The organism is Methylibium sp. (assembly GCF_013817345.1).
Lineage (GTDB): Bacteria > Pseudomonadota > Gammaproteobacteria > Burkholderiales > Burkholderiaceae_C > Methylibium.
This window is the reverse complement of the sequence record NZ_JACDCW010000030.1, coordinates 1-24,159: the sequence shown is the minus strand read 5'-3', so window position 1 is coordinate 24,159 and position 24,159 is coordinate 1. Positions and strand designations below refer to the sequence as shown.

Annotated in this window: 22 protein-coding genes and 1 pseudogene; 7 read left to right on the top strand and 16 right to left on the bottom strand. The window is 68.0% G+C overall.

The genetic code is table 11. The features are described 5' to 3' along the window. Positions 1 to 52: 52 nt before the first annotated feature. Positions 53 to 940, top strand: coding sequence for an S-methyl-5'-thioadenosine phosphorylase (gene mtnP, locus H0W40_RS07910; protein WP_292445071.1), 888 nt, complete (start codon positions 53 to 55; stop codon positions 938 to 940). A gap of 21 nt (positions 941 to 961) precedes the next feature. Here mtnP and H0W40_RS07905 read toward each other — a convergent pair whose 3' ends face one another. The 7 genes from H0W40_RS07905 to H0W40_RS07875 form a co-directional block, all read right to left on the bottom strand. Next, on the bottom strand, positions 962 to 1,864 hold the full coding sequence (locus H0W40_RS07905) for an ABC transporter permease (protein WP_292445068.1): 903 nt from the start codon (positions 1,862 to 1,864) through the stop codon (positions 962 to 964). Between the two features lie 13 nt (positions 1,865 to 1,877). Then, the gene (locus tag H0W40_RS07900; protein WP_292445065.1) at positions 1,878 to 2,768 is read right to left on the bottom strand and encodes a phosphate/phosphite/phosphonate ABC transporter substrate-binding protein; all 891 of its coding nucleotides are present in this window, start codon (positions 2,766 to 2,768) and stop codon (positions 1,878 to 1,880) included. A 33-nt stretch (positions 2,769 to 2,801) separates the two neighbouring features. After that, positions 2,802 to 3,785: a hypothetical protein gene (locus tag H0W40_RS07895; protein ID WP_292445063.1), complete on the bottom strand. Its 984-nt coding sequence runs from the start codon at positions 3,783 to 3,785 to the stop codon at positions 2,802 to 2,804. A gap of 129 nt (positions 3,786 to 3,914) precedes the next feature. Further along, entirely contained in the window at positions 3,915 to 4,355 is a 441-nt protein-coding gene (locus H0W40_RS07890; protein ID WP_292445062.1) for a DUF126 domain-containing protein, read from the bottom strand. Continuing rightward, positions 4,352 to 5,587 (bottom strand): aconitase X catalytic domain-containing protein, encoded by a 1,236-nt coding sequence (locus H0W40_RS07885; RefSeq protein ID WP_292445060.1) that lies wholly within the window; start codon positions 5,585 to 5,587, stop codon positions 4,352 to 4,354. Before H0W40_RS07885 ends, H0W40_RS07890 begins: the two co-directional genes overlap by 4 nt. Positions 5,588 to 5,644: 57 nt before the next feature. Further along, complete coding sequence (locus H0W40_RS07880) at positions 5,645 to 6,652, bottom strand: tripartite tricarboxylate transporter substrate binding protein (RefSeq protein WP_292445058.1); 1,008 nt, start codon at positions 6,650 to 6,652, stop codon at positions 5,645 to 5,647. A 9-nt stretch (positions 6,653 to 6,661) separates the two neighbouring features. Further along, positions 6,662 to 7,504: a GntR family transcriptional regulator gene (locus H0W40_RS07875; RefSeq protein WP_292445056.1), complete on the bottom strand. Its 843-nt coding sequence runs from the start codon at positions 7,502 to 7,504 to the stop codon at positions 6,662 to 6,664. A gap of 212 nt (positions 7,505 to 7,716) precedes the next feature. On the opposite strand from H0W40_RS07875, the gene H0W40_RS07870 reads away from it, so the two are divergent. Together H0W40_RS07870 and H0W40_RS07865 are read left to right on the top strand one after the other, a co-directional pair. Next, the gene (locus H0W40_RS07870) at positions 7,717 to 11,019 is read left to right on the top strand and encodes a PAS domain S-box protein (RefSeq protein WP_292445054.1); all 3,303 of its coding nucleotides are present in this window, start codon (positions 7,717 to 7,719) and stop codon (positions 11,017 to 11,019) included. A 107-nt stretch (positions 11,020 to 11,126) separates the two neighbouring features. Continuing rightward, the gene (locus H0W40_RS07865; RefSeq protein WP_292445053.1) at positions 11,127 to 11,663 is read left to right on the top strand and encodes a hypothetical protein; all 537 of its coding nucleotides are present in this window, start codon (positions 11,127 to 11,129) and stop codon (positions 11,661 to 11,663) included. A gap of 18 nt (positions 11,664 to 11,681) precedes the next feature. On the opposite strand, the gene sugE is transcribed toward H0W40_RS07865, so the two are convergent. Continuing rightward, the gene (gene sugE, locus H0W40_RS07860; protein WP_292445052.1) at positions 11,682 to 12,002 is read right to left on the bottom strand and encodes a quaternary ammonium compound efflux SMR transporter SugE; all 321 of its coding nucleotides are present in this window, start codon (positions 12,000 to 12,002) and stop codon (positions 11,682 to 11,684) included. Between the two features lie 463 nt (positions 12,003 to 12,465). Between sugE and H0W40_RS07855 the strand changes: the two genes are divergently transcribed. Next, positions 12,466 to 12,699, top strand: a complete 234-nt coding sequence (locus H0W40_RS07855) for a hypothetical protein (RefSeq protein ID WP_292445050.1) — start codon at positions 12,466 to 12,468, stop codon at positions 12,697 to 12,699. Positions 12,700 to 12,713: 14 nt separating this feature from the next. Here H0W40_RS07855 and H0W40_RS07850 read toward each other — a convergent pair whose 3' ends face one another. From H0W40_RS07850 to H0W40_RS07830, 5 genes are all read right to left on the bottom strand, one after another. Next, positions 12,714 to 13,328 (bottom strand): hypothetical protein, encoded by a 615-nt coding sequence (locus H0W40_RS07850; RefSeq protein ID WP_292445048.1) that lies wholly within the window; start codon positions 13,326 to 13,328, stop codon positions 12,714 to 12,716. Positions 13,329 to 13,532: 204 nt separating this feature from the next. After that, positions 13,533 to 15,692 carry an amylo-alpha-1,6-glucosidase gene (locus tag H0W40_RS07845; protein WP_292445046.1) on the bottom strand — a complete coding sequence of 720 codons (2,160 nt, stop codon included), beginning with the start codon at positions 15,690 to 15,692 and terminating at the stop codon, positions 13,533 to 13,535. Continuing rightward, positions 15,689 to 16,717, bottom strand: coding sequence for a glycosyltransferase family 4 protein (locus H0W40_RS07840; protein ID WP_292445044.1), 1,029 nt, complete (start codon positions 16,715 to 16,717; stop codon positions 15,689 to 15,691). Before H0W40_RS07840 ends, H0W40_RS07845 begins: the two co-directional genes overlap by 4 nt. A gap of 120 nt (positions 16,718 to 16,837) precedes the next feature. Next, on the bottom strand, positions 16,838 to 17,779 hold the full coding sequence (locus tag H0W40_RS07835) for an SMP-30/gluconolactonase/LRE family protein (RefSeq protein ID WP_292445042.1): 942 nt from the start codon (positions 17,777 to 17,779) through the stop codon (positions 16,838 to 16,840). Positions 17,780 to 18,063: 284 nt separating this feature from the next. Next, positions 18,064 to 19,029 carry a LysR substrate-binding domain-containing protein gene (locus H0W40_RS07830; RefSeq protein ID WP_292445040.1) on the bottom strand — a complete coding sequence of 322 codons (966 nt, stop codon included), beginning with the start codon at positions 19,027 to 19,029 and terminating at the stop codon, positions 18,064 to 18,066. Positions 19,030 to 19,195: 166 nt separating this feature from the next. On the opposite strand from H0W40_RS07830, the gene H0W40_RS07825 reads away from it, so the two are divergent. Together H0W40_RS07825 and H0W40_RS07820 are read left to right on the top strand one after the other, a co-directional pair. Continuing rightward, positions 19,196 to 19,906, top strand: a complete 711-nt coding sequence (locus tag H0W40_RS07825; protein WP_292445038.1) for an NAD(P)H-dependent oxidoreductase — start codon at positions 19,196 to 19,198, stop codon at positions 19,904 to 19,906. Continuing rightward, positions 19,903 to 20,313 (top strand): RidA family protein, encoded by a 411-nt coding sequence (locus H0W40_RS07820; RefSeq protein ID WP_292445035.1) that lies wholly within the window; start codon positions 19,903 to 19,905, stop codon positions 20,311 to 20,313. The genes H0W40_RS07825 and H0W40_RS07820 overlap by 4 nt, the downstream gene beginning before the upstream one ends. 82 nt (positions 20,314 to 20,395) lie before the next feature. On the opposite strand, the gene H0W40_RS07815 is transcribed toward H0W40_RS07820, so the two are convergent. From H0W40_RS07815 to edd, 3 genes are read right to left on the bottom strand one after another with little or no spacing between them, the layout of a single operon-like run. Further along, positions 20,396 to 20,791: a nuclear transport factor 2 family protein gene (locus H0W40_RS07815; protein ID WP_292445033.1), complete on the bottom strand. Its 396-nt coding sequence runs from the start codon at positions 20,789 to 20,791 to the stop codon at positions 20,396 to 20,398. Positions 20,792 to 20,834: 43 nt separating this feature from the next. Next, on the bottom strand, positions 20,835 to 21,464 hold the full coding sequence (gene eda / locus H0W40_RS07810) for a bifunctional 4-hydroxy-2-oxoglutarate aldolase/2-dehydro-3-deoxy-phosphogluconate aldolase (RefSeq protein ID WP_292445032.1): 630 nt from the start codon (positions 21,462 to 21,464) through the stop codon (positions 20,835 to 20,837). Positions 21,465 to 21,482: 18 nt separating this feature from the next. Continuing rightward, a complete protein-coding gene (gene edd / locus H0W40_RS07805; RefSeq protein WP_292445029.1) occupies positions 21,483 to 23,351 on the bottom strand; it encodes a phosphogluconate dehydratase in 1,869 nt (622 codons plus the stop codon). 165 nt (positions 23,352 to 23,516) lie between these two features. Here edd and H0W40_RS07800 point away from each other — a divergent pair. Then, a pseudogene (locus H0W40_RS07800) lies at positions 23,517 to 24,159 on the top strand (glucose-6-phosphate dehydrogenase); the annotation flags it as partial.

Sequence of the window (24,159 nt, the reverse complement as noted above, 5' to 3'; positions counted from 1 at the left end):
CGCGCTCCCGCGCGCTTTGCGATGATGCGGGCCTCACTGCAAAGAGGCATCCATGCAAGACATCGCCATCGGCGTCATAGGAGGCAGCGGCCTTTATCGGATGGAGGGGCTCGAGGACGCGCGCGAGCACACCCTCGACACGCCCTTCGGCCAACCTTCCGACGTGCTGGTCAGCGGCCGCATCGACGACGCACCGGTCGTCTTCCTCGCGCGGCACGGCCGCGGCCACCGGCTGCTGCCGGGCGAGGTGAACTACCGCGCCAACGTCTACGCGCTCAAGTCGCTGGGCGTGAAGTACCTGATCTCGGTCTCGGCCGTCGGCTCGCTGCGCGAGGCGGTGCGCCCGCTCGACATGCTGCTGCCCGATCAGTTCATCGACCTCACCAAACACCGCGAGAGCAGCTTCTTCGGCTGCGGCGCGGTGGCACACGTGGCGATGGGCGATCCGGTGTGCGCGGCAGTCTCCCGCTCGCTCGAAGCCGGTTACGCGGCCGCGGCCAGGAGCCATGCGCTCGACGAGGCAGGCCTGCACCGCGGCGGCACCTATGTGTGCATCGAGGGCCCGCAGTTCTCCACGCGCGCCGAATCGGCCTGGTACCGCAGCCTCGGCGCCGCGGTGATCGGCATGACCAACATGCCCGAAGCCAAGCTGGCGCGCGAGGCCGAGATCGGCTACGCGACCCTGGCCCTCGTGACCGACTACGACTGCTGGCACCCGCGCGACGCCGGCGTGACCGCCGATCTGGCGCTGGCGAACCTGATGAAGAACGCCGCCCATGCGCAGACCGTCGTGCGCCACGCCATCGCGTGGCTGCACCGGCATGCGCCCGAGTCTGCCGCTCACACGGCGCTCGACTCGGCGCTGGTGACCCAGCCGGCACAGATGAGCGAGGAAGTGCGCACGCGTCTGGCGGCCTTGATCGCGCGGCGCATCGGCTGAAGGCGCAAGGGCAGCCCGCATTCAGCGCCCCGCCGTTCGCAGCAGCCGCCCACGCACCCACGCACCGAGCCGGTCCATCGCCACCACCAGCGCCACGATCACGATCAGCAGCGTGGCCAGCCGCTCCCACTGGAACAGGCTGACGGCCTCCGACACCAGCAGGCCCAGGCCGCCGGCGCCGATGAGGCCGAGCACGGTCGAGTCGCGCACGTTGAACTCCCACAGATAGAGGTGGGTGGAGACGAAGGCGGGATAGAAGCCGCGCCGCATCGCATGCGCGATCACCTGCCAGGGTGCGAGGCCGAGCGCCAGGCCGCTTTCGAACAGGTTGGCGTCGGCCTGCTCGATCGCCTCGGCGTAGAGCTTGCCGTAGCTGCCGAGCGAATGCGAGGCGATAGCCAGGATGCCGGCCATCGGCCCGAGGCCGACGATGCCCACGTAGATCAGGCCGAAGACCAGCGTGTGGATCGAACGTGTGGCGTCGAGCAGTGCGCGCACGGCCGAGGCCAACCAGGGCGGCGCACCGGCATTGCGCGCGGCCAGAAAGCCGAGCGGAAGCGCAATCACGCCGGCGAAAAAGGAACCGAGCGTGCCGATCTTGAGCGTCGTCCACGTCGCCTCGAGCAGGCCGCGCAGCCAGCTCGCCTCCACGGCGCGGCGGTCCTCGACGCGCAGCAGGCGCCCGTCGTCGGAGCGGTACTCCAGACGCGGCTCGCCGAACCAGAGATCGAGGAAGCTCGGCCGCGACAACTCGTCCAGCGTGCGCACGAGGTTCTGATAAGGGTTGCGGCCGAAACTCAGCTCGCCCTGCACGAGCAGGCTGCCCAGGCTCGCGGCGATGAGCGCGGCATAGGCAAGCAGCACCCATTGCCAGCGCCATTGCGTGAGTGCCGCGACGGCGCCGGGAGCACTGCTGCACTTCATCGTACAGCCGCCTTCAGCGCCGCGGCGGCATCAGCTTACCCGTCGCCAAGCCGGCATCGCGGATCGCCGCATAGGCGGTGTTGTCGCTGTTCACGAAGCCGGTGTAGCGGGCCGGCAGCAGCTGCGGCTTGCGCGCGAGCTCGCCGCCCACGGCTTCGAGTGCCGCCCGCAACTCGGCGACGAAGCCGGCGTCGCGCGCCAGGGTCGCACTCACGGCCACCGCGTCGTTGGGCAGCGGTGCCGAGGTCCAGAAGATGCGGCTGTCTTCGGCCTTGATGAGGCCCTGCGCAATCATGGCGTCGCGGTTGCGGTTGTAGTCGGCGCCGGCATCGAGTTCGCCGCGCACCACCTGGGTCTCGATCGCCTGGTGCTTCGTGTAGATCACGCGCGAGAAGTACGTCTCGGGGTCGATGCCGCGCTTTTGAAACTCATGCACTGGAATCAGGTAGCCCGAAGTCGAGCCCTTGTCGCCGAAGGCGAAGCTGCGGCCTTTCAGGTCGTCGATGCTTCGAATGCCGCTGCGCGGGTGCGTGATCATGATGGCGCGGTACTCGGGCTTGCCTTCGTACAGGATGGTCGAGACGGCCTGCGCCCCGGCCTCGTTGTTGGCGAGCACGTAGCCCCAGGGGCCCATCAGCGCGATGTCGGTTTCGCCGGCGGCGAGCGACTTGGCCAGGCCTTCCCACGTATCGACGGTGCGCAGCACGACCTGGCGCGAGAGCCGGGCTGCGAGCCAGGCCGCCAACGGGCGATAGGTGGCCTCGTTCTTCTCGCGGTCGGGCTGGAACAGGCCGACGCCGAACTGAAGCGGCTCGGTGGTCCGGGCATGGGCATCACGCGTTGCGAATGCCCCAATGGGCGCGAGGCCGGCCGCTGCGGCGGCGAGCAGAGAACGTCTTTGCACGAGCAATCCTCGGTGAGTGATGGACGAACGGGTTCAGGCGCGCGCTTCGCGGGCGCCCAGCGCCTGTGCGATGCACCAGTCGGGGCCGTCGACGATGCGCGCGAAGTAGGAGGCATGCGCATCGCTGCCCTCGGGCCATACGGCGAGGAACCGGCGCAAGAAGGCAGCATGGTCGTAATGCAGCGCAATCGCATGCACCTGCACGCCGCGCAGCGTGCGACCGTAGAGCACCGGCAGGCCGTCGGGCGGTGCGGAGGTGCCGATGCGTGTGATCACGCCGGCGCGGGTGCCCGCGAAGTTCGGCATGCCGGCCGCGCCGTTGTTGATGATCAGCCGCTCGCGCCCATCGACGGTGAAGGCGCGCAAGGCCGGTGCGCAGGTGTGACTCGATGCGAAGCCGTCGACCTCCGCCTCGCGCAACGCGCGTTCGATCCACGCGCCCCGCTCATCTGCGCCGAGCGCGGCCGGGTCGAAGCCCCAACCGGCCAGCGATTCGGCGTCGCCGTGCACCAGGCCCCAGCGCGTCTCGCCGACGCGGGCGACCGCGTGCATGGGCAAGGCCGCCAGCGCGGCCGTGACTCCGGGCAGTTCGCGCGCGGTAGTGCGCAGGCGCTCGATGATCCGGTTGGAGCGCTCCACCACGGCATCCGAAACGTCCTGCGGGTAAGCGCAGCCGCAACCGGCGCCGGCTTCGGGATCGGCGATCTCGGTTTCCACGTTGCCACGCAGGCGCAGGTGGCCGGCGGTCTCGCGCTCGACCTCGCCGAACCAGCCCGCGTCGGCGTCGAACCAGTGAAAGTCGCCGTTGAGCACGAGCGCAACCCGCCCGGCGCCGGCCGCGCGTTCCTCCACCGCCAGCAGTCGCACGGCTTCGCGCCAGGCCGACAGGTTGCCGTACAGGCCGCCGACCACGTAGAGCACCTCGGCCCGCAACTCGTCCGTTCGCGCGAACACGCCAGGGGCATAGCGGTAGTGCAGCGGGCAGGAGCGGCCGGGAGAGGCGGGCGAAGAAAGCATGCGGGGAGGCGATGACAAGGCGGCGTAACCGCCGAGTGTCGCCCGCGCAACCGAAACCTTACATCGCGCCCTACACCGCACCGTTCTGTAGCAGTAGCAGCCGGCGACCGACCGGCCGAACCCGCCTCGCTACAGCACCCGCAAGGTCCGGTTCGCCGGATCGATCTCCACCGTCGCTCCATGGGGCACCTTCGCGGTGATGTCCTGGTCGAAGCCGGCCAGCATGGTGATGTCACCGAAAGCCGCCCCTTGCGCGAGGATCGGATTGACGGTGTTGAAGACGATGGCTTTCGGCACGATGCCGCGCGAGGCCATCTCGTGCAGCATCCATGCGCTCGCCACGCCGCCCTTCGCGGTGTCGAGCACCAGAACCTTGCCCACGTAGGACTGGCCCACCAGCTTGTGGGCCGGCCGCGTGAACGTGCCGTTGATGCGGTCCAGGTCGTAACGCGCCGAAAAGCCGTCGTGCGCGACCAGCGCCTCGCCCGTCACCGGCAAGCCGATCGCATGCCGTGCCTTGAATTCCATGACCGTGCTTCCTTGCATCGTGTGGTCGGGCAGTTCGCTCATGCGAGCCGTCCGGTTTGCGCCGCTTCGACGCAATGCTCCATCGAGGCGAGCATGGGCACGTAGCCGTAGCCGCCGAGGATGTTCACCAGCTTGGCGCTGTTCGTGGCCAGGCGTTTCCAGCCGTTGGCTTCGGCGATCTCGCGGGCATAGGACTGGTAGAAGCACATGCCCGACAGCACCTGGCCGCCGGCGGCCTCGATGCGCCCGGTGATGCCGAAGCGGTCCGCATCGGGCTTGACCTGCGGGCTGGTCACCGCCAGCAGCGGCCGCACAAAGCGCCGTCCCTCGCACAGATCGGCCAGTTGGCGCAGTTCGTACAGGCTGAGTTGCGGCGCGGAAAACACCACCACGTCGATCTCGTCGTCGACTGCGTACGAAGCCTGCAAGGCCTTCACCTCGGCTTGGCCGATGCGATGCGACACCGGCAGCTTCTCGCCGCCCACGTCCTTCAGCAGTGAAGCTTCGGGCGTGATGCCGACGAGGTGGAACAGCGCAATGGAGCCGAAACTCGCCATGGCCGCGCCGAAATGCTTGAGCGCATCCGAGCCCGGATAGCCCTGCAGCCCCTCGACGACGGGCACCGACCAGTAGTTGCCCGCCAGCCGGCCGATCACGCCACCCAGCGCGCCCCAGTCGTTCAGGCTCTGCGGGGTCCAGTCGACCTGAAAGCGCACCGTGGCCTGCCGATGCGCGTCCAGGTGAAAACCGTAGCGCGGCGTGCGCCCCGTCAGGCCAGCCGACAGCGCCGACGGCCCGCCCTCGAAGTTGGAGCGTGCGCCGCAGATCGAGTTGGAATAGATCACCACGCCGGTATCGCCGAAAGCGAGATGCTCGCCGCGGGTGGGGGCCTGGATGGTCTGGTAGTTGATGCAGGTGTCGGTCATCGACACACCGAGCTTCACGAAGGCGTCGATGGTCCGGCGCTCGAGCGTGAGCATCCAGGGCGCCTGCTTGAGCATGCCGGCCTTGGCGAAGTCGGTGCCGCGCGGATCGGTGATGGTCGGGATGCGCACCGCGTCGCGGCTGTCACCGTGCCCGGAAAGCGATTCCAGCCAGCGCACGCCGGCTTCGCCCAGGCTTTCGGTGTCGGCCATGATGTGGGCCTGCGTGACCGGCACGAAATCCTCGGCGCCGAAGAAGTCGCCGACCTTGATCTGGTGCTCGATGGCCAGGCGGGCAGCTTGCCCCAGTTCGCCGGCAAGCATTGCCTGTTCTTCCTCGTTGAGCTTCATGCGGGCCCTCGGTCGCTTTCGTTGGAGTGATGTGTCGACAGGGGGCGGCTCGCCCGATCAACCCAGTGAAACACCGGACTCGCGCACGGCGCGGCCCCACTTTTCCAGCTCCGCCTTCTGGAACTCGGCAAAGCTCTGTTTCGCGGCCACCGCCGGCTCCACGCCCAACTCGATCAGGTGCTTGCCATAGGCATCGGACGCAACGATCCGCTTGATCTCGTTCGACAGCTTCGTTCTGATCTCGGCGGGCAGCCCCGCAGGAGCGAAGAGAGCCCACCAAGCCGTGGCCTCGAAGTCCTTCAAGCCCGCTTCGGAAACGCTGGCCGTCTGCTCGAGCACCGGTGAGCGCTGGCGGCTGCTGACCGCGAGCGCCCGGAGCTTGCCGGCACGCACGTGCTGCAGCACCGATTGCACGGGATCGAACATCAAGGGGATCTGCGCCCCGAGCAGGTCGTTGAGCGCCGGGGCGCTGCCCTTGTAGGGCACGTGCTTGAACTCGACACCCGCCGCCTTGGCGAACATTTCGCCGGTCAGGTGACCCGGCGTTCCGTTGCCGGCCGATCCGAAATTGATGCTGCCCGGCTCGCGCTTGGCCGCGGCGATCAGCTCGGCAACGCTCTTGTACGGCGCCGAGGGATGCACCACGATCGCCACGGGCGCGGAGGCGACGAGGCCCAGCGCGGTGAAGTCCTCGACCGGGTCGTAGGGCAGCTTGCGATACAGGCTCGGGTTGATGGCATGCGTGCCCACCGTGCCCATCAGGATGGTGTAGCCGTCGGGCGGCGCCTTGGCCACGATGTCGGCGCCGATGGAGCCGCCTGCACCGCCACGGTTATCGACGATCACCTGCTGGCCGAGGGCCTCCGAGAGCATCGCCGCGATCGGCCGGGCCACGATGTCGGTCGGTCCACCTGCGGGAAAGGGAACCACCATGCGGATGGGGTGCGTCGGGAACGACTGCGCAAATGACGGGCCTGCGAGAACGGCCACCGCGGTGCCCGCTGCCGCCGCGAGAACGCGGCGCCGGTCGAAATCGGGATGATCAGGGTGCTGTTCAGACATCATGGCCTCTCTTCATTTCGGGATCGGCGCCGGGGCCGAGGGGAGTGATACGCGGTGCACCGAGCGCGCGAGCTCCAGCGCGCCCAGCACCCGCAGCCGGAACTCGTAGCGTTCGGGGACGATGTGAATGCGCATGAACTCGCAGGCGCGCTGGTCCTGCGAAAACGAAGTGCGCTCCATCACGAGAGCCTGCTCGGAAGTCTTCAGGCCGAGCAGCTTGCCGATCGCCCGCGGCGGGCGCTGGCAGCGGATCGTGACTTCGGCGCGGGCCACGCGCAGGCCGAGGTACTCCTGCAGGATCTGGTAGACGGTCAGGTGCTCGGCGCGCTTTTCGCCGAGCCCGGCGGCGGCGGTCGGCAAATAGCCGATCACGACCGCGAAGGCGCGCTCGTCGACGCTGTACAGGCGCTGCAGCCTCACCGGCAGGTCCAGCGCGACGGGACGCTGCTCGTCGAGCGCTCCGGCATCGGGCGAGAACTCGAGCAGCCGCGTCTGCGGCTCGATGCCCTGGCTGCGAAGGGCGTCGTAAAAGCCCTGCAGCGCATCGAGATCGTGCTGCAACACGCGGCCCAGCACGAAGGTGCCCTTCCCGCGCTTCGCCACGACCTTGCCGTGCTTGTGCAGCACGGCGGTGGCCTGCCTGACCGTGACCCGGCTAACGCCGAAGCGGGCCATCAGAACCGATTCGGTGTCGAGCTTGCTGCCCGGCGCGAGCACACCGGTGTCGATCTCGCGCTGCAGTCGTTCAGCCAGTTGCCGGTACAACGGCTCTGGGCTGCTGCGGATCAAGGAGGGGGCCGGCGCGGGGCCGGCTTTGCGCGCGCCGCCCGGTGAGAAGGAAGAAGATTTGGACATAAATTGTCTTAATACGTATTGCAACTATTGCGCCGCAGGAGGGTGGTCGTCAACTGCGGGGAAACCCCGTCACGCGCTTGCCGTTGTGCCGCCCGTCGAATTCGGTCGTCTCACGGGCGCCCCTACACTCGCAGCCGATACGCCTGTGCGGTCCGCCGGACCTGCGCGGCCACGCTTGCTTGGCAGACGGCGCCACGCGCAACGGGGATGCAATGACAACCAGCAGTCGAGTCAACATCCTGCTCGTCTCGAACGAGCACGCCAACCTCCTCGGGCTTAGGGCGGTGCTCGAGGATCTGGTCGAAAACCTCGTTTGCGCCAGCTCCGCCGAGCAGGCCCTGAGCCAAACCGGCGCCACCGATTTCGCGGCGATCCTGATCGACGTTCGCAGCCCTCCGATGAGCGCCTTCGAAACCGCCCGGCTGATCCGCTCGCAGCCCGGCTCGAAGGCCACGCCGATCCTCTTTCTCACCGGCGCCGACACGTCGGAGTTTCCCGTCGAGGGCGCTTGTGCGCTCGGGGCGGTCGATTTCCTCGCCGAGCCGCTCGTGCCCGCCGTACTCGAGTGCAAGGTCGCCGTTTTCGTCGAGCTGGCCCGCAGAAGGGCAGAAGGCCACTCGCCCGAGCGGCAGGCCGTCGAGGCGGCGTTCACCCGCCAGAAGGAACTCTGGCAGACGACGCTTGAGAGCATCGGCGACGCGGTGATCGCCACGGATTCACAGCGCCGCGTGAGCTTCCTGAATTCGGAGGGGGAGCGGCTGACCGGGTGGAGCCGCAGCGAGGCCCTCGGCCAAGACCTCGACACCGTGTTCGTCATCGTCAACGAGGAAACCCGCAAGAAGGTCGAGTGCCCGGTCGACAAGGTGCTGCGAACCGGACGCGTCGTCGGCCTGGCGAACCACACGGTGCTGATCGCCCGGGACGGCACCGAGCGGCCGATCGACGACTCGGCCGCGCCGATCCGCAGCGAGTCGGGCGACGTGCATGGGGTCGTTCTGGTGTTTCGCGACATCACCGAAAAGCACGAAGCCGCGAAGAAGCTCGAGGAGGCCCACGCGGCACTCGAACGCCGGGTCGATGAGCGAACGGCCGAGCTCGCCAACGAGCGCGCTTTTCTCGCCGCCGTGCTCGAAGCCGTCGAAGACGGCATCGTGGCCTGCAGCGCGGACGGCGTGCTGACGCTCTTCAACCGGGCGACGCGCCAGTTGCACAGGCTGCCGGAGCAGCCCCTGCCCGCCGATCGGTGGGCCGACTACTACGACCTGTACCGCGTGGACGGCACGACCCCCTTGCCGACGCACGAGATCCCGCTGCGCCGCGCGCTGCAGGGCGAACTCGTGCGCGACGCGGAGATGGTGATCGCACCCAGGGGCGGCGGCACGCCTCGCACGCTGCTGGCGAGCGGGCGATCGTTCGCGGACGCCGGCGGCCGCAAGCTCGGCGCCGTGGTTTCGATGCACGACGTCACGGCCCGTCACGAGGCGCAGGCCGCGCGTGAGGCGACCGTGCGCGAGCAGGTGCGACGGCAGGAGACGGAAGCCGCGGCCGAGCGGCTGCGCCAGAGCAAGGAGCGGTTCGAGCTGCTTCTCGATTCGTCCGGCGAGGGGATCGTCGGCATGGAGTCGGACGGCAGCTGCACGTTCGTCAACGGCGCTGCGGCGGCGATGCTCGGCTACCGGCCGCAGGAGCTGCTGGGCCGATCCGTGCGCGACGTCATCCGCCCCTGGCAAGCCGATGGGTCGCCCGACCGGCAAGCCGACGACACGATCGAGCGAGCCGCTCGAAACGCCACGGCCATCCGGGTCGACGACGCGCTGTTCCAGCACAAGGACGGCCCGCCGGTCCCGGTGTCCTATTCGGTGAACCCGATGACGGTCGACGGCCGGAACACGGGGGCCGTGATCACCTTCACCGACATCACGCAACGCAAACGCGCCGAAGAGGAGTTGCGAACGAGCGAGGCGCGCTACCGCACCCTGTTCGAGACCGTGGACGAGGGGTTCTGCGTCATCGAGGTTTTGTTCGATGCCGCGAGCCGTCCGGTCGACTACCGCTTCCTGGAAACGAACCCGGCCTTCAAGAAGCACACAGGACTCGACCGCGCCGTGGGCCGGACGGCACGCGATCTCGTTCCCACGCTCGACAATTACTGGTTCGAAACCTACGGCCGGGTCGCGCTCACGGGAACGCCCGAGCGCTTCGAAAGCGAAGCCCCCGCCATGGAGCGCTGGTTCGACGTCTCCGCCAGCCGCATCGGCGGCGTCGAAAGCAGGAAGGTCGCCCTCGTCTTCAACGACATCACCGTCAAGAAAAAGGCCGAGGACGGCCTGCGCAGGCTCGCCGCCGATCTGTCCGAGGCCGACCAGCGCAAGACCGAGTTCCTGGCCACCCTCGCCCACGAACTGAGGAACCCCCTGGCCCCGCTGAGCAACGGCCTGCAGGTCATGCGGCTCGCGGCCGGCGATGCGGTGGCCGTCGGCAAGGCGCGCGGCATGATGGAGCGCCAGCTCGCCCACATGGTGCATCTGGTCGGCGACCTGCTGGACGTCGCCCGCATCACCGGCGGCAAGGTGGAGCTCAGGAAGCAACGCGTGGCGCTGGCGGGCGTGGTGGCCAACGCTGTCGAGACGAGCCTGCCGCTCATCGAGGCGGGTCGCCACGAACTGAGCATCGACATCCCCGAGCAGGCGCTGCTGCTCGATGTCGACACGAACCGGATCGCCCAGGTGCTGAGCAATTTGCTGAACAACGCCGCCAAGTACACGGCGCCGGGCGGGCACATTCGGCTGTCGGCCGCGCGCGAAGAAGGCGCCGTGATCGTGTCGGTCACCGACAACGGGATCGGCATTCCGTCGGAGTCGCTCGGCAGCGTGTTCGACATGTTCGCGCAGGTCGGGCGCAACATGGACCGCGCCCAGGGCGGCCTGGGCGTCGGTCTGACCCTCGTGCGCCGCCTGGTCGAACTGCATGGCGGAACCGTCACCGCCGAGAGCCCCGGGGTCGGCCAGGGCAGCAGCTTCCGCGTTCGGCTGCCGATCGCGGTCGCCGACGATGCGCCGAGCCGGTCTGGCGTTGGAGGCGCCGTGCCCGCGGGCGACACGGACCCGGCCTTCGACGCCGCCGTCAAAAGCTTTCGCGTGCTCGTGGTCGACGACAACACCGACGCGGCCGAGAGCCTGTCGGATCTGCTGCAGATCGGCGGGCACACCACCCGCGTGGCCAACGATGGCCATCAGGCGATCCGCATGGCTCGGGAGTTCCAGCCCCACCTCGTCTTTCTCGACATCGGGATCCCGGGCAAGAACGGCTACGAAGTCGCCCGCGCGCTGAGAAAGACACCGGGCCTGGAGCAGGTCACGCTGGCCGCGTTGACCGGCTGGGGCGCCGAAGAAGACCGGGTCCGATCGAAAGATGCCGGGTTCGACCACCACTTCACCAAGCCCGCCGAGTTCGAGCTGATCAACGGCCTTTTGTCCCAGCTCGCTGCGCCGTCTACGTCAACGCCGGCCGATTGAGCGCGAAGGGCCGATCTCGAAGTGGGAGCCCTGCATGGCACGGGCACCGCGCTTGCTATAGGCGCGCGAAATCGCCGTTGACCCCCGCCACTTCGAAAGAGATCCACATGATCCGCCGTTCCCGCCAAGCTACTTCCCTGCCCGCCCTGTGCCTTGCTGTCGCCGCATTGTTTGCGGCCTCCGCCCAGGCAGGGCCCAAGGACCGGCCCTTCAAGGCCACTTTGAAGATCACGGAAAGCGTCGGCTTTACCGGCGCCGCACCCTGTTTTGCCATTGGCCTGATCAGCGGCGTCGGTCAGGCAACGCCCATGGGCAAGGTGCGCGCAACATCGCAGGACTGCATCAATCCGCTGGGTATGTTCGATCCCAACGGCCCGACGGCCTACCAGTTCGCAAGCAGCACCGGACCCGACGGCCTGGTGTTCACCGCCTCAAACGGCGACCGGGTGTTCGCCGTTTATTCCGGCACGCTGACGCCCCAGCCCAACGGGCCCCATGCCGTGGCCGGCCACTTCGTCATCACGGGAGGCAGCGGGCGCTTCGCCGGGGCCACCGGCGGCGGCAGCCTCCAAGGCACCGAAGACATCAGCCGCGTCGTCGTCGGTGAAGGCGAGATCGCGCTCTCGGGCAGCATCGCCTACTGAGGACGGCGTTCTCGCAGATCAGGTCGGCGATGCGAGCTTCAGCCCCACGATGCCCAGCATGATCAGCACCAGGCTGACGAGGCGGCCCGCATTCGCCGATTCACCGAACAGCACGATGCCCAGAATGGCCGTGCCGACCGCGCCCACACCCACCCACACGGCGTAGGCCGTGCCGACCGGCAGCGACTTCATCGCGATGCCGAGCAGCCCGAGGCTCACGATCATGGCGGCGATCGTCCCCACGGTCGGCCACAGCCGCGTGAAGCCCTCGGTGTACTTCAGGCCGATGGCCCAGCCGATCTCGAACAAACCCGCCAGCACGAGTACGACCCAGGCCATGACACCTCCGATTGAACAACGACTTCCCAAAAGCGCCGCTTATCAAGGACGGCTCACAGAGGCGATCTGACCCTGTGCGCTCTGACGAAACGGCTCACCCCAACGTCAGGCGAATGCTCTATCCCTATCAAGACACAGCTGGCCAGCGCTTCGAAGATGTAGGTTCATCGACCACTCGAGCAGCAGCGTACAGGAGGTACGAATGGCTTACCACGGGGACTACTTGAACGTGTGCATGGTTTCGAGCGCTACCTGAAAGAGACCGGCAAAGCCGTGCTGACACGCATGATGATCCACATCAAGAAGCCGAAGGCCGCTCAGGCGCGACTGGACGAACGGCTGTCGAAGCCATGGCTGTGGGCGGTCATCCCGAACACTGCGTCGCTTTCGTCGAGGATGTCGTCAAGGCCGGCGGCGCAGACAACTTCATGTATTTCAATTGCCCGGCGAAAGAGTCTTTCACGTGAAGACCGTCGTGCTTGCCGCTGTCGTCGTCTTCATGTGTGCTCTTTTCGGCGTTGCCATCACGCTCTTCATGGCGCCGGCCGAGACGAGCGTCGATGCAGGTTGGAAGCTGGCCTGGGCGGGGCTGGGAGGCGGCGCTCTTGCGGGCGTTACAGGCGTTTGGCTTGTAAACGTCGCAAGGTCTGACGCTGGCGCACGGCTGCCGGTGGAGCGGCTCGCTGCGGTTTCATAGCGACCGACGAAAACTCACTTCACGTACATCACCCGCATGCCCAGGCGGTTGCCGTCCACGCGGTCGAGCACGTTGATCGTCGCCTGCCGGGGATCGAAGCCCTCCGGCAGCGGCAGGCTGCCGCGCAGGCTCTCGTGGCTACCGACTGAAATGGGGATGGGCTTCAAGGGCACGGAGGTCGGCGTGCCGCGCGCGGACTGACCGGCCACGACGAACTGCATCACGCCCGTCAAGGGCTTGCCCGTTTCCCGGTCGCGCGAGAGCACCACGTGATACGCAAGGGCTCCACCCTCCACGCTGAGATTCGCCGCGCGCACCTCCACCGCTCCACCGCGCGGGTCGGGGGGCAGAGCCGCGACCACGGAGGCGACGTCTTCGCGCAGGTTCTCGGTGGTCGTGCGGGTGGCGGTCAGCTCGTCGCTCAGGCTGCGCTTTTCCGCGAGCGAGGCTTCGAGCTGCTTGCGGGTTTCGGCCAGTTCCGCCGCCAGGCGCTGGCGCTCGCCTTCGGCCTGGTCGAAGGACTGGCGCAACTGCACCGAGTCGCTGGCTGACAGGCGCGGAGGCAGATGGCTTGCCTGCACATACAGAACGCCGCCGGCGCCCACGGCGATGCCGGCAAGCAGCAGCATGAGCCAGCCGGGCAGCCCCTGGCGTCGTCGACGGCCATAGGGTTCAAAGACGACGGGTTTGGATTTTCCGAACATTTCTTGTGTGGATTGGCGTGAGTGCGACCCCAAAGGGTACAACCCCCGGCCGCGCCGGCCGCAACACGATGTCGCAGCGGCCCGGGTGGGCTTTGAATCAGGGCCTTTCGGCCGCCGCTCGCAACCCGGTCAGATCACGACCGTGACTTCCACATTGCCGACCTTGCGCGTCGCCTCCACGCCGACGTTGTTGGCATAGCGCTGCATGAGCAGATCGACGTTGCTGTCGCCAACCTGCAGGCGGTGCACCCGCACCCAGTCGATGAACGGCGGCAAGCGCGGCGCGTGCAGCGACACCTTGCCGCGCACGGCATCGACGTCCAGCCCCAGGCAGGACTGCAGCAAGCTGAACAGGGCCGCCGCCGCCCAGGCTTGCGGCGAGCAGGCCACCGGGTAGAGCACAGGGCCTTCCGACTCGCGGCGCGGGAAACCGCAGAACAGTTCCGGCAGGCGGTTCTGGTCGAAATGCATGCTCGCCTCGAACAAGCCCGTGAGCACCTGCATGGCTTGAGTCGTGTGGCCGTAGCGCGCCATGCCGGCGGCGATGAGGGCGTTGTCGTGCGGCCAGATCGAGCCGTTGTGATACGCCATGGGGTTGTAGCGCGGCTCGCCGCGGGCCACGGTGCGGATGCCCCAGCCGTTGAAGAAGCGCTCGCTCAGCATGCCCTCGGCGATGCGCGCCGCATGCTCGGGTGCGGCGATGCCGCTCCACAACGCATGGCCGGCGTTGGAGCTGCGCACCGCGCAGCGGCGCTTGTCGCCGTCGAGCGCGATGGCGTAGGTGTCGATCTCCTCGCACCAGAAAGCTTGCACGAAGCGTTGCTGAAGCTGCTTCGCGTCATCGCGCAGCCGCTGGGCCAGCGAGGTGTCGCCGAGCGCCTGCGCCAGTTCGGCGGCGAGCAGCTTGGCTTCGAACACGTAGCCCTGCACCTCGGCGAGTGCGATCGGCGCCTCGGCCATGCGCCCGTCGGCGTGGAAGATCGAATCCTGCGAATCCTTCCAGCCCTGCTGCACCAGCCCTTCCTGGCTGTGACGCTGGTACTCGACGAATCCGTCGCCGTCGGCATCGCCCTGTTGGTCGATCCACTGCAGCGCGGCCAGCACGTTCGGCCAGATGCTGCGCACGAATTCGAGATCGCCGGTGCGCCGGTAATAGGCACCGGCAAGGCCCACGAACAGCGGCGTTGCATCCACGGTGCCGTAGTAGCGGCCGAACGGGATCTCGCGCGTGGCGGCCATCTCGCTACGCCGGGCCTCGTGGAGGATCTTGCCCGGCTCGGCGTCGCGCTCGGCGTCTTGCGATTGCGCCTGCGTGTCGGCCAAAAAGCTCAGCACGCCGCGCGCGAGCGAGGGGTCGAGCCACAGCATCTCCCGCGCAGTGAGGATGCCGTCGCGCCCGAAGGTGGTGGAGTACCAGGGCACGCCGGCGTAGGGATACGGCCCGGTGGGCAGCTGGGTTGTCAGCATCGCCAGGTCGGCCACGGAGCGCTCGAGCCACAGGTTGACCAGCGGGTTCGAGGTCTCGATGGTGCAGCGGTGCTCGCGCAAGGCCCGGCGCTCGGCCTTGGTGTTGACGAACGCACTGTCGTAGTGGGCCACGGGCGGCGCGGCGGCTTCGCCCGGTCGGGCTTCGCAACGCACGGTGCAGTAGAGGTGGCGCTCGTCGTCCGGCGCAAGGTGCAACTCGAACTCGGCCTCTTGCGGGCCGAGCCGCGCGGGCAGGGGATCGAACTGCAGATAGGTGTGGCGGAGTTGGTCGTCCAGGCCGCGGTAGGGCAGCAGCACCTGCGCCTGGCTCACGCTCGCCGGCAGTCGCTCGCCGCGGCGCGCGCGCTGCATGCCGCGCACCTCGAAGAGATCGACGAAGTCGGCCTCGAAGTGAAGCTTCAGCGTGGTGGCGACATCGTCCTCGCCGTGGTTGACGACGCGGATGTGCTCGTAGCAGGCGCCGCGCCACAGCAGCTTGGCGCGAAAGATGTGCAGCGTGCCCTTGGCCACGGTGGCGGAGTCCGGGTTCATCAGGTCCACCGTCAACAGGCTGTTGGCCTCCTTCACCGAGGTGCCCAGGCACAGCGGGTGCGCGCCGTCGATCAGCAGCTCGAAGCGCGAGAGATAGCGCGTGTCCTCGTGGTACAGACCGTGCTCGCCGCTGCCGAGCAGCGGAATGTCGCCGAACTGGTCGAAGAGGGCGAAAGTTTCGTCCTGCTTGAGCACCTGCGGGCTGTCTCCCGCGCGCGCCGCGGTGGCCGCCACATACCACTTGTCGCCGATCTGGATCTTCTCCGTCATGCTGCGAGTCTCCGGTAGACATCGACATAGCGCTCGGCCATGGTGCGCGCCGTGTAGCGGCGCTCGAACACCCGGCGACAGCGGCGCCGGTCGATGCTGGCGATGTTGCACGCCGCGGCGATCGCCTCCTTCTGGTTGTTGACAATGAAGCCGCTCACGCCGTGCTCCATCACTTCTTCGACCGAGCCGCCGGCGTAGGCCACCACCGGCGTGCCGCAGGCGAAGGCCTCGATCATCACGATGCCGAAGGGCTCGGGCCAGTCGATCGGAAACAGCAGCGCGCGGGCGTGACCAAGGAACCCGCTCTTGTGCTCTTCATCGATCTCGCCGATGAACTCGATCAGGGGGTGGTCCAGCAGCGGCTTGATCTGCGACTCGAAGTAGGCGCGGTCCACGGCATCGACCTTAGCGGCGATGCGCAGCGGCACGCCGCAGGCAATGGCGATCTCGATCGCGCGGTCGACCCGCTTCTCCGGCGAGATGCGGCCCAAGAAAGCGAAGTAGCTGTTCGGCCCCGGCTCGGGCGTAAAAGCGAGCAACGGCTCCGGAAGGCCGTGGTGCACGGTCGCACGCCAGTTCGCCCACGGCACCGGCCTGCGCTGGCTGTCCGAGATGGACACGAGCGGCTGTTCATCGAAATGGCGGTACAGCGGCGTCAGCTCGGGTAGATCGAGGCGCCCGTGCAGGGTGGTCACGCAAGGCGTGCGGCAATGGCGCACCAGCGGGAAATGCAGGAAGTCGACGTGGAAGTGGATCGCATCGAAGCGGTCGGCGGCGGTGAACACGCGGTCGAGCAGCATGGTGTGCCAGGCCAGCCAGTCGGCTTGCCGGCCGTCGAGCCGCAGGCCGCGCTGGACCACCGGCACGAGGCGCGCTTTCGTGGCCGAATCGCCGCTGGCGAACAGGGTCACCTCGTGCCCCAGATCGACCAGTGCGTCGGTCAGGTAGGCCACCACCCTTTCGGTACCCCCATAAGCCCGGGGTGGAACGCTCTCGAACAAGGGTGCCACCTGAGCGATTTTCATGTTCCGGGTCGTTGGGAGTGATCCCGGAACTCACAGCAAGCAGCGCACCTGCGCCGACCCGTCAAAGCTGTCGCCCGCGTCAGGCTTCGCGATGCCCCTCTGCGCTCCGAATACGGGCGATCACTTGGGCAGCCAGTACAGCGCACCGGCCTTCATGTCGGGCAGCAGCACGAACTTGCCGTCCGTCGAGAGCGCAATATCGGCCGCCGCCTCGAACTTGCGGTCGTACTGCTGCGGCTCGGCGCCCGGCTTTCGAAGATCGAGCTTCCAGGCGCGGCCGCCCTTCCAGTCGGTGATGTAGAGCATGCCCGCCGCATCGAGCGCCAGGCCGTCGCCACCGCCGAAGCCGCCGGCGAGCTTTTCGGTTTTCTTGGTTGCGGTGTCCAGCCGCAACAGATCGCCGCTGAAGAAGTCCGCGACCAGCAAACTGCCCGAGGGCTCGAACAGCAACCCGTTCGGGTTCTTGAACAAGGGGTTCTGCGCTTCGGAAATCAGCAGGGAGACCTTGCCCTGCGGGGTGATGCGGAAAATCGCGCCCTTGCTGCCTTTCTCCGCATCGCCGGTGTCAGACACGTAGAGGTCGCCCCGGGCATCTAGGGCGAGGTCGTTGAGAAACAGCGGCGGCTGCGGGAAATCCTTCGCGTCCGCCAGCACCGAAACCTGCCCGCTGGCATCGATCTTCATGACCCGCGTCTTGTCGGCCACGAAGAGCACGTCTCGCGAGATCACCAGGCCTTTGGGATCGTCCAGCCCGGTGGCAAAAGGCTTCACTGTCTTGCCGGCCGCGTCGATGACCACGATGCGGCCGTCGCCGTCCTTGCCGAAGCCGCCGATCTCCGACACGTAGAGCCGGCCATCGGCTCCGACGACCACCGATTCGGGCGTCGCCAGTCCCTCGACGCTGCGCATTTCGTCAGCGGCGCGGGACGTGCCGGCAGCAAGCAGCGCTGCGGCCAGCACGAGCGCCGCCATCCGGCGGAGGTGGTCGGCAAGCGCCTTGACGACACGGATCGGCGGCGCCACGCCGACGCTGCCTTGCGAAACGAAACCAACTGGGTGCATGTGTTTCTCCTGGGTTGCAAGCGCAATCGCCTCCGCATGAGGGTGTGCAGAGTGCATGCAGCGCGCTGGTGGATTCTGCAAACAAACCGCGGTAAGCGTGAAGGATGCGTCGCTCGGTCACCACAGAGCTGAGCGCCGAACGCGCGCTGGGCAACAGAAGCCTGCGCGGCACGGCGACACCAATGGCTTCGCCTGCCAGGGCTTCAGCCGCTACTTCGTGGCCGACCTGCGCCTGCAGTGGCGCATCGACCGGCAATGGCGCGCCAGCGTGGGCATCGACAACCTCACCGGCGAGAGTTGCTGGGCTTTGCACCCGTGCCCGCAGCGGACCTTCCACCCGGAGCTGCGCTTCGATCTGTGAGGTCTTGCGCGGCCTGGGCCATGACCCATTGCCACACCGCGCGAATCGCCGGCTCGCGTTCGCGCCCAGCGGCGGTTGCAAGGAAGTAGCTGCCGGTGTCGAGCACGGGCCCGAAGGGCTGCAACAAGGCGCCGCTGCGCAGTTCCTGCGCGGTGAGCGTGAGGCTCAACAGCGCCACGCCATGGCCTGCGAGCGTGGCGAGCATTGCGTGCGATTCGTCGGAGAACGAGATGCCGGGCGTTCGAGCCGTCGTGCGTGCTTTGGGCGCCGCGAGCCCCGCTTCTTCGAACCAGCGCGACCACAGCGCAGGCGCGCGCGCCTGCGGCTGCCAGTCGAAGTGGATCAGGCGGTGCTTCGGCAGGTCCCGCACCCACTTCAAGCCCAGCAGCGGGCTGCAGACCGGCGCGTAACGCTCGGGCATCAGCTCGGCCGTCGTGAGACCCGGCCAGGGACCGCTGCCGGAACGGATGGCGAGATCGGCATCGCCGCGCACTAAATCGGCCACCGACTCGCTCGCGTGAAGCCGCAGTTCGATGCCGGGACACGCGGCGCGAAAGGCCGCCATGCGCGGCAGCACCCACCGCGCGGCGAAGGCGGTGTTCGTCGTGAGCGTGACCGTGTCGGCGGCAGCCGGCGCGCGCAGCGCGATCACGCCGGCTTCGATCGTGTCGAAGCCTTCGCGCACCGCGTGGAACAGGCGCAGCCCGGCGGGCGTGAGGGCGAGTCGGCGCACGAGGCGGCGAAACAGCGGCTGGCCGAGCGCGCTTTCCAGACCGCGCACCTGATGGCTGATGGCGGTGGGCGTGACCGCGAGTTCGCTGGCCGCGCGTTGAAAGCTCAGGTGCGCCGCGGCCGCCTCGAAGGCGCGCAGCGACGACAGGGAGGGCATCCGTCGCGGCCGTCGTTCAGGTGAATTCAGTTCATCCATGTGCGAGAAATCATCGTTTGTCCAGGCGCTGTCGTCCCTCTAGATTTGATCCGAGTCGACGCCGAACCCGCAGCGTACGACATACGCACTCCGCCTCATCCATCGACACGAACGAAAGCCGCCTTTCATGACCACCCTCCTGCACATCGACGCCAGCGCCCGGCCGGGCCGCTCCGACATCGACCCCCATGGCTCGCACACGCGCCGGCTGTCGGCGCGCTTCGTCGAACGGTGGCGGTCCTTGCATCCGCAAGACCGCATCGACCCTCTCGACGTCGGGCAGCAACCGCCCGCGCACGTCACCGGCCCCTGGATTCACGCCGCGTTCACCGCACCCGCAGTGCGCGAGCCGTGGATGCACGACGTACTGACTGAGAGCGACCGGCTCGTGGATCAGCTCGTCGCAGCCGACGTGATCGTGGTGGGCCTGCCGATGTACAACTTCAGCGTGCCGGCGCAGTTCAAGGCCTGGATCGACAACATCGTGCGCGTGGGCCGCACCTTCGGTTTCGACCGCTCGCGCGGCGAGGTGCCGTACTGGCCGATGCTCGCAGGCGCCGGCAAGCGCCTCGTGCTGCTCGGCGCACGCGGCGATCACGGCTATGGCGCCGGCGAGCGCATCGCCCACCTCAACCACACCGAGGCCAGCGTGCGCTCGGTCTTCGGCTACATCGGCATCACCGAGGTCTTCGAGGCTGCGGCGGAATACGACGAGTTCGGCGGCGAAGCGCTCGCGGCATCGCTGCGCCGCGCCGAGGTCGCGGTCGATGCTCTGGTGGACCGGATGGCCGACTTACGGGCCACCCGGCATTTGGTGCCGATCGAGGAGAACGCATGATGAAGACGATCGAGCTCATCAACCCGCCGGGCCTCTACGACCCCACGCCCAACGGCTATTCGCACCTGGCCGTCGCAGCGCTTGGCACCCGGCTCGTGCTGGTCGCCGGACAGGGCGGCGAGAACGAAGACGGGACGCTGCCGAGCGGGTTTCAGGGCCAGGTGAGGCAGGCGCTGGGCAACATGAACATTGCACTGCAGGCGGCAGGTGCCGGCCCGCAACATGTCGCACGGCTCCTGGCCCTGGTGGTGAATCACACCGAAGAACGGCTGCACGTCTTCGGTGCCGAACTCGATCGCCTATGGGGCGACGCGCCCAAGCCCGCCTGCACGCTGATCCCGGTGCCGCGGCTGGCGCTGGACGGCATGCTGTTCGAGATCGAAGCCACGGCGGTGGTGCCCGCGTAGAAGCGCAACGGTATGCCGACCCTGGCTGCACTCGCCGAACGGCCCGTTACATGCGGGCCGGTGGAGCCCGTGCTCGAAGAGGTCAGGTTGCTGCAGCGGCACACGCTGCGTGCAATGCGGCCGTGTCCTCGAACATCTTGTACGACTTGATGCGCCCCTCGGCCACCCGGCACACCAACGCCCACTCGCACTCAAAGATGCGCCCCGTGCTGCGGACACGGCGCTGCATGTAGCCGTAGGCGAAAACGAAATCGTCCGTGGCGCTCCATTGGCGAATCTCGAAGGCTTGCGTCTCGAACATCTCCGCAAGGATTGCCAGGAACCGCCTCACGCCGTCCTCGCCCTCGAACCTGCCGTAGATCGGTATCGAGTCCGGCCCTTGCGCTTCGAACACGGCATCGTCGCTGACCAGCGCCAAGGCTGCGCTTACATTGTTTTCGGCAAGGCAGGCAAAGAACCGCCGCACTGGGTTCGACATGGAATGTTCCTTGTTCAATGCCGGCAGGACTTGCGGGCAGATCTCAAGCCGCCGCCCGCCGCAGCGCCGCCGTCGCCGCGGCCAGCCGCTCAATGCGGCCCCAGTCGCGCGTGGCGATGGCCTCCGGCGGCATCGGCCACGAGCCGCCGACGCAGGCGACGTTGGCGAGCCGCAAGTAGGCGGTGGCACTGTCGGAGCTGATGCCGCCGGTGGGGCAGAAGCGCACGTCGGGGAACACGCTCGCAAAGCTCTTGAGCGTGGCAACGCCACCGCTCGATTCGGCCGGGAAAAACTTCAGCCGCGTGAAGCCGGCGTCACGCGCACGCATGACTTCGCTGGCCGTGGCGATGCCGGGCAGCAGCGGCACCTTGCGCGCCTTGGCGAATGCGGCCAGGGCATCGGTCAGGCCCGGCGAAACGACGAACTTCGCGCCCGCATCGATGGCGGCGTCGTACTGTTCCTGGCCGAGCACCGTGCCCGCGCCGACGATGGCGCCTTCGACGGCGCACATCGCGCGAATCGCGTCCAGCGCGGCGGGGGTGCGCAAGGTGACCTCGAGCACGCGCAGGCCACCGCGCACCAAGGCGCGTGCGAGCGGCTCGGCGTCTTCGGGCCGTTCGATCACGATGACCGGGATCACAGGGCCGGCGTCGAGGATGTCGTCGAGGGTCATGCAGCTTGTCCTTTGAAGTCAAGCCCAGCTTACCGCGCCCTCTTCCGCAACGGCCGCCGAACGACGGTGGCTGGCGAAGAGCTCACGGCCGTAGCCGTGCCCGCTGATGCCGGATACCGCAAGCGCCGGCTCGCGCCGCGCCCACTCGGCGGCATCGACCAGCGCTTCCAGCACGCCGGCCTCGCCGTCCAGCCGCACGACGTCCCCGTCTCGCAGTTTGCCGAGCAGGCCCCCGGCCACCGCTTCGGGGGAGACATGGATGGCGGCCGGCACCTTGCCCGAGGCACCCGACATGCGCCCGTCCGTGACCAGCGCCACCTTGTGCCCCTGGTCCTGCAGAACGGCCAGGCTCGGCGTGAGCATGTGCAGCTCGGGCATGCCGTTGGCGCGCGGCCCCTGAAAGCGAACGACCACGATCACATCGCGCGCCAGCTCGCCCGCCTTGAAGGCGGCGAGCATCTGCATCTGACCGTCGAACACGCGCACCGGCGCGGTGACGACGCGATGCTCGGGCTTCACCGCCGAGGCCTTGAAGATCGCGCGGCCGAGATTGCCCCGCAGCAGCCGCACGCCGGCATGCGCGTCGAAGGGATCGGCGGCCGTGCGCAGCACGCCGGTATCGCCGGACGCGGCCGGCGCGGGCCGCCATGCGACGCGCGCACCGCCGTTCACGCGGCCGTTTCCTTTTTCGTTTCCGTCCGCTTCGCCGTCTGCGTCGCCGAGCCAGGGCTCGTTCGCGTAAGCACGCAGACCCTCGCCTGCGACTGTGCGCACGTCTTCGTGCAGCAGGCCGGCGTCGAGCAGTTCGCGGATCAGCAGGCCCATGCCGCCGGCAGCGTGGAAGTGGTTCACGTCGGCTTGGCCGTTGGGGTACATGCGCGTGAGCAGCGGCGTCACGGCGGAGAGCTCGTCGAAATCGGTCCAGTCGATGGTGATGCCCGCCATGCGCGCGATGGCCACGAGGTGCAGGGTGTGGTTGGTCGAGCCGCCGGTGGCGAGCAGGCCGACGATGGCGTTGACGATGGCGCGCTCATCGACGATCTCGCCGATAGGGGTGTACTCGCGGCCCAGCGCGGTGAGTGCGACGACGCGGCGCGCGGCCTCGGCCGTGAGCGCATCGCGCAGCTTTGTTCCGGGGTTGACGAAGGCCGCGCCCGGCAGGTGCAGGCCCATCACTTCCATCAGCATCTGGTTGCTGTTCGCGGTGCCGTAGAAGGTGCAGGTGCCGGGGCCGTGGTACGAGGCCATCTCGGCCTGCAGCAACTGCGTGCGATCGGCCTTGCCCTGCGCGAACAACTGGCGAACCTTGGCCTTGTCGCTGTTCGGCAGGCCCGAGGTCATCGGCCCGCCGGGCACGAAGATCACCGGCAGGTGGCCGAAGGCGAGCGCGCCGATCAGCAGGCCCGGCACGATCTTGTCGCAGATGCCGAGCATGAGCGCGCCGTCGAACACCGCGTGGCTGAGTGCGATTGCCGTGCCCTGCGCGATGATGTCGCGCGACCACAGCGAGAGCTCCATGCCCGGTTGGCCTTGCGTGACACCGTCGCACATGGCCGGCACGCCGCCGGCGAACTGCGCGGTGGCACCGGCCTCGCGCGCGGCGCGTTTAATGATGTCGGGAAACGTGGCGAGCGGCTGGTGCGCCGACAGCATGTCGTTGTAGGACGAAACGATGGCGATGTTCGGCGCGCGCTGTTCGCGGATGGAAAGCTTGTCGTCGGTGGGCGAAGCAGCCATCGCATGCGCCAGGTTCGTGCACGACACGCGGCCCCGCGACGGGCCTTCATCGCGTGCCGCGGCCATGCGCGCCAGGTACGCCAAGCGGCCTGCGCGGCTGCGCTCCTGCACCCGCACTGTTACGCGGGCGACTTCGGGGTGTATCGCCATGAATGGACTCCTGCGGGCGCCCTGCCCGGGTTCCGATTCAGTGTAGTGGGCGCTCGTCGCGCCCCTGCGCACTGTGCGCGATCCCCTTGTTGCTACATTGACGCCACGGCCGACGGCCCGGCGCGACCGCGCGGATTCGGCTCCATGCACGAAGGGTTTCGAGGAATGCGCGAGAACGCGAACAACGATCGGTTCGACCTGGTGCTGTTCGGCGGCACCGGCGACCTGGCAATGCGCAAGCTGCTGCCTGCACTGTTCTATGGCGTGCGCGACGGGGGCCTGGCCGGCGCCACGATCATCGGTGCAGCGCGCCAGCCGCTCAGCGTGGACGAGTACCGCGCGATGCTCACCGAGCAGGTGCCCCGGCACATCGGCGAAGCCGACTTCGACGAGGCGGTGTGGCAGCGGCTGCTGGCTCAGGTGCGCTTTGTTGCGATCGACGCCACGCAGCCGGCCGACTTCAGCGCGCTCGCCGCCGAGTTGTCGAATGACGAAGAACGGCCGAGGGTGTTCTACCTCGCCACCACGCCGTCGCTCTTCATTCCCATCTGCCGGCACTTGCACAGCGCAGGCCTGGTGACGCCGGCGGCCCGCGTGGTGCTCGAAAAACCGCTGGGCCGCGACCTCGCTTCGTCGCGCACGATCAACGACGCGGTCGGCGAGATCTTCACCGAGGAGCAGACCTACCGCATCGATCACTACCTCGGCAAGGAGATGGTGCAAAACCTCATGGCGCTGCGCTTCGGCAACACGCTGCTCGAGCCGCTGTGGTCGCGCTCCTACATCCACGACGTGCAGATCACCATCG

Bases quoted from the DNA above. Each gene is read 5' to 3' on its own strand.
- H0W40_RS07905 (WP_292445068.1), bottom strand. From the start codon at position 1,864: ATGAAGTGCAGCAGTGCTCCCGGCGCCGTCGCGGCACTCACGCAATGG.
- H0W40_RS07845 (WP_292445046.1), bottom strand. From the start codon at position 15,692: ATGACGGAGAAGATCCAGATCGGCGACAAGTGGTATGTGGCGGCCACC.
- eda (WP_292445032.1), bottom strand. From the start codon at position 21,464: ATGACCCTCGACGACATCCTCGACGCCGGCCCTGTGATCCCGGTCATC.
- mtnP (WP_292445071.1), top strand. From the start codon at position 53: ATGCAAGACATCGCCATCGGCGTCATAGGAGGCAGCGGCCTTTATCGG.
- H0W40_RS07885 (WP_292445060.1), bottom strand. From the start codon at position 5,587: ATGAAGCTCAACGAGGAAGAACAGGCAATGCTTGCCGGCGAACTGGGG.
- H0W40_RS07825 (WP_292445038.1), top strand. From the start codon at position 19,196: ATGACCACCCTCCTGCACATCGACGCCAGCGCCCGGCCGGGCCGCTCC.
- H0W40_RS07850 (WP_292445048.1), bottom strand. From the start codon at position 13,328: ATGCTGCTGCTTGCCGGCATCGCCGTGGGCGCCGGCGGCGTTCTGTAT.
- edd (WP_292445029.1), bottom strand. From the start codon at position 23,351: ATGGCGATACACCCCGAAGTCGCCCGCGTAACAGTGCGGGTGCAGGAG.
- H0W40_RS07815 (WP_292445033.1), bottom strand. From the start codon at position 20,791: ATGTCGAACCCAGTGCGGCGGTTCTTTGCCTGCCTTGCCGAAAACAAT.
- H0W40_RS07820 (WP_292445035.1), top strand. From the start codon at position 19,903: ATGATGAAGACGATCGAGCTCATCAACCCGCCGGGCCTCTACGACCCC.
- H0W40_RS07875 (WP_292445056.1), bottom strand. From the start codon at position 7,504: ATGTCCAAATCTTCTTCCTTCTCACCGGGCGGCGCGCGCAAAGCCGGC.
- H0W40_RS07870 (WP_292445054.1), top strand. From the start codon at position 7,717: ATGACAACCAGCAGTCGAGTCAACATCCTGCTCGTCTCGAACGAGCAC.
- H0W40_RS07865 (WP_292445053.1), top strand. From the start codon at position 11,127: ATGATCCGCCGTTCCCGCCAAGCTACTTCCCTGCCCGCCCTGTGCCTT.
- H0W40_RS07830 (WP_292445040.1), bottom strand. From the start codon at position 19,029: ATGCCCTCCCTGTCGTCGCTGCGCGCCTTCGAGGCGGCCGCGGCGCAC.
- H0W40_RS07890 (WP_292445062.1), bottom strand. From the start codon at position 4,355: ATGAGCGAACTGCCCGACCACACGATGCAAGGAAGCACGGTCATGGAA.
- H0W40_RS07895 (WP_292445063.1), bottom strand. From the start codon at position 3,785: ATGCTTTCTTCGCCCGCCTCTCCCGGCCGCTCCTGCCCGCTGCACTAC.
- H0W40_RS07840 (WP_292445044.1), bottom strand. From the start codon at position 16,717: ATGAAAATCGCTCAGGTGGCACCCTTGTTCGAGAGCGTTCCACCCCGG.
- H0W40_RS07880 (WP_292445058.1), bottom strand. From the start codon at position 6,652: ATGATGTCTGAACAGCACCCTGATCATCCCGATTTCGACCGGCGCCGC.
- H0W40_RS07835 (WP_292445042.1), bottom strand. From the start codon at position 17,779: ATGCACCCAGTTGGTTTCGTTTCGCAAGGCAGCGTCGGCGTGGCGCCG.
- sugE (WP_292445052.1), bottom strand. From the start codon at position 12,002: ATGGCCTGGGTCGTACTCGTGCTGGCGGGTTTGTTCGAGATCGGCTGG.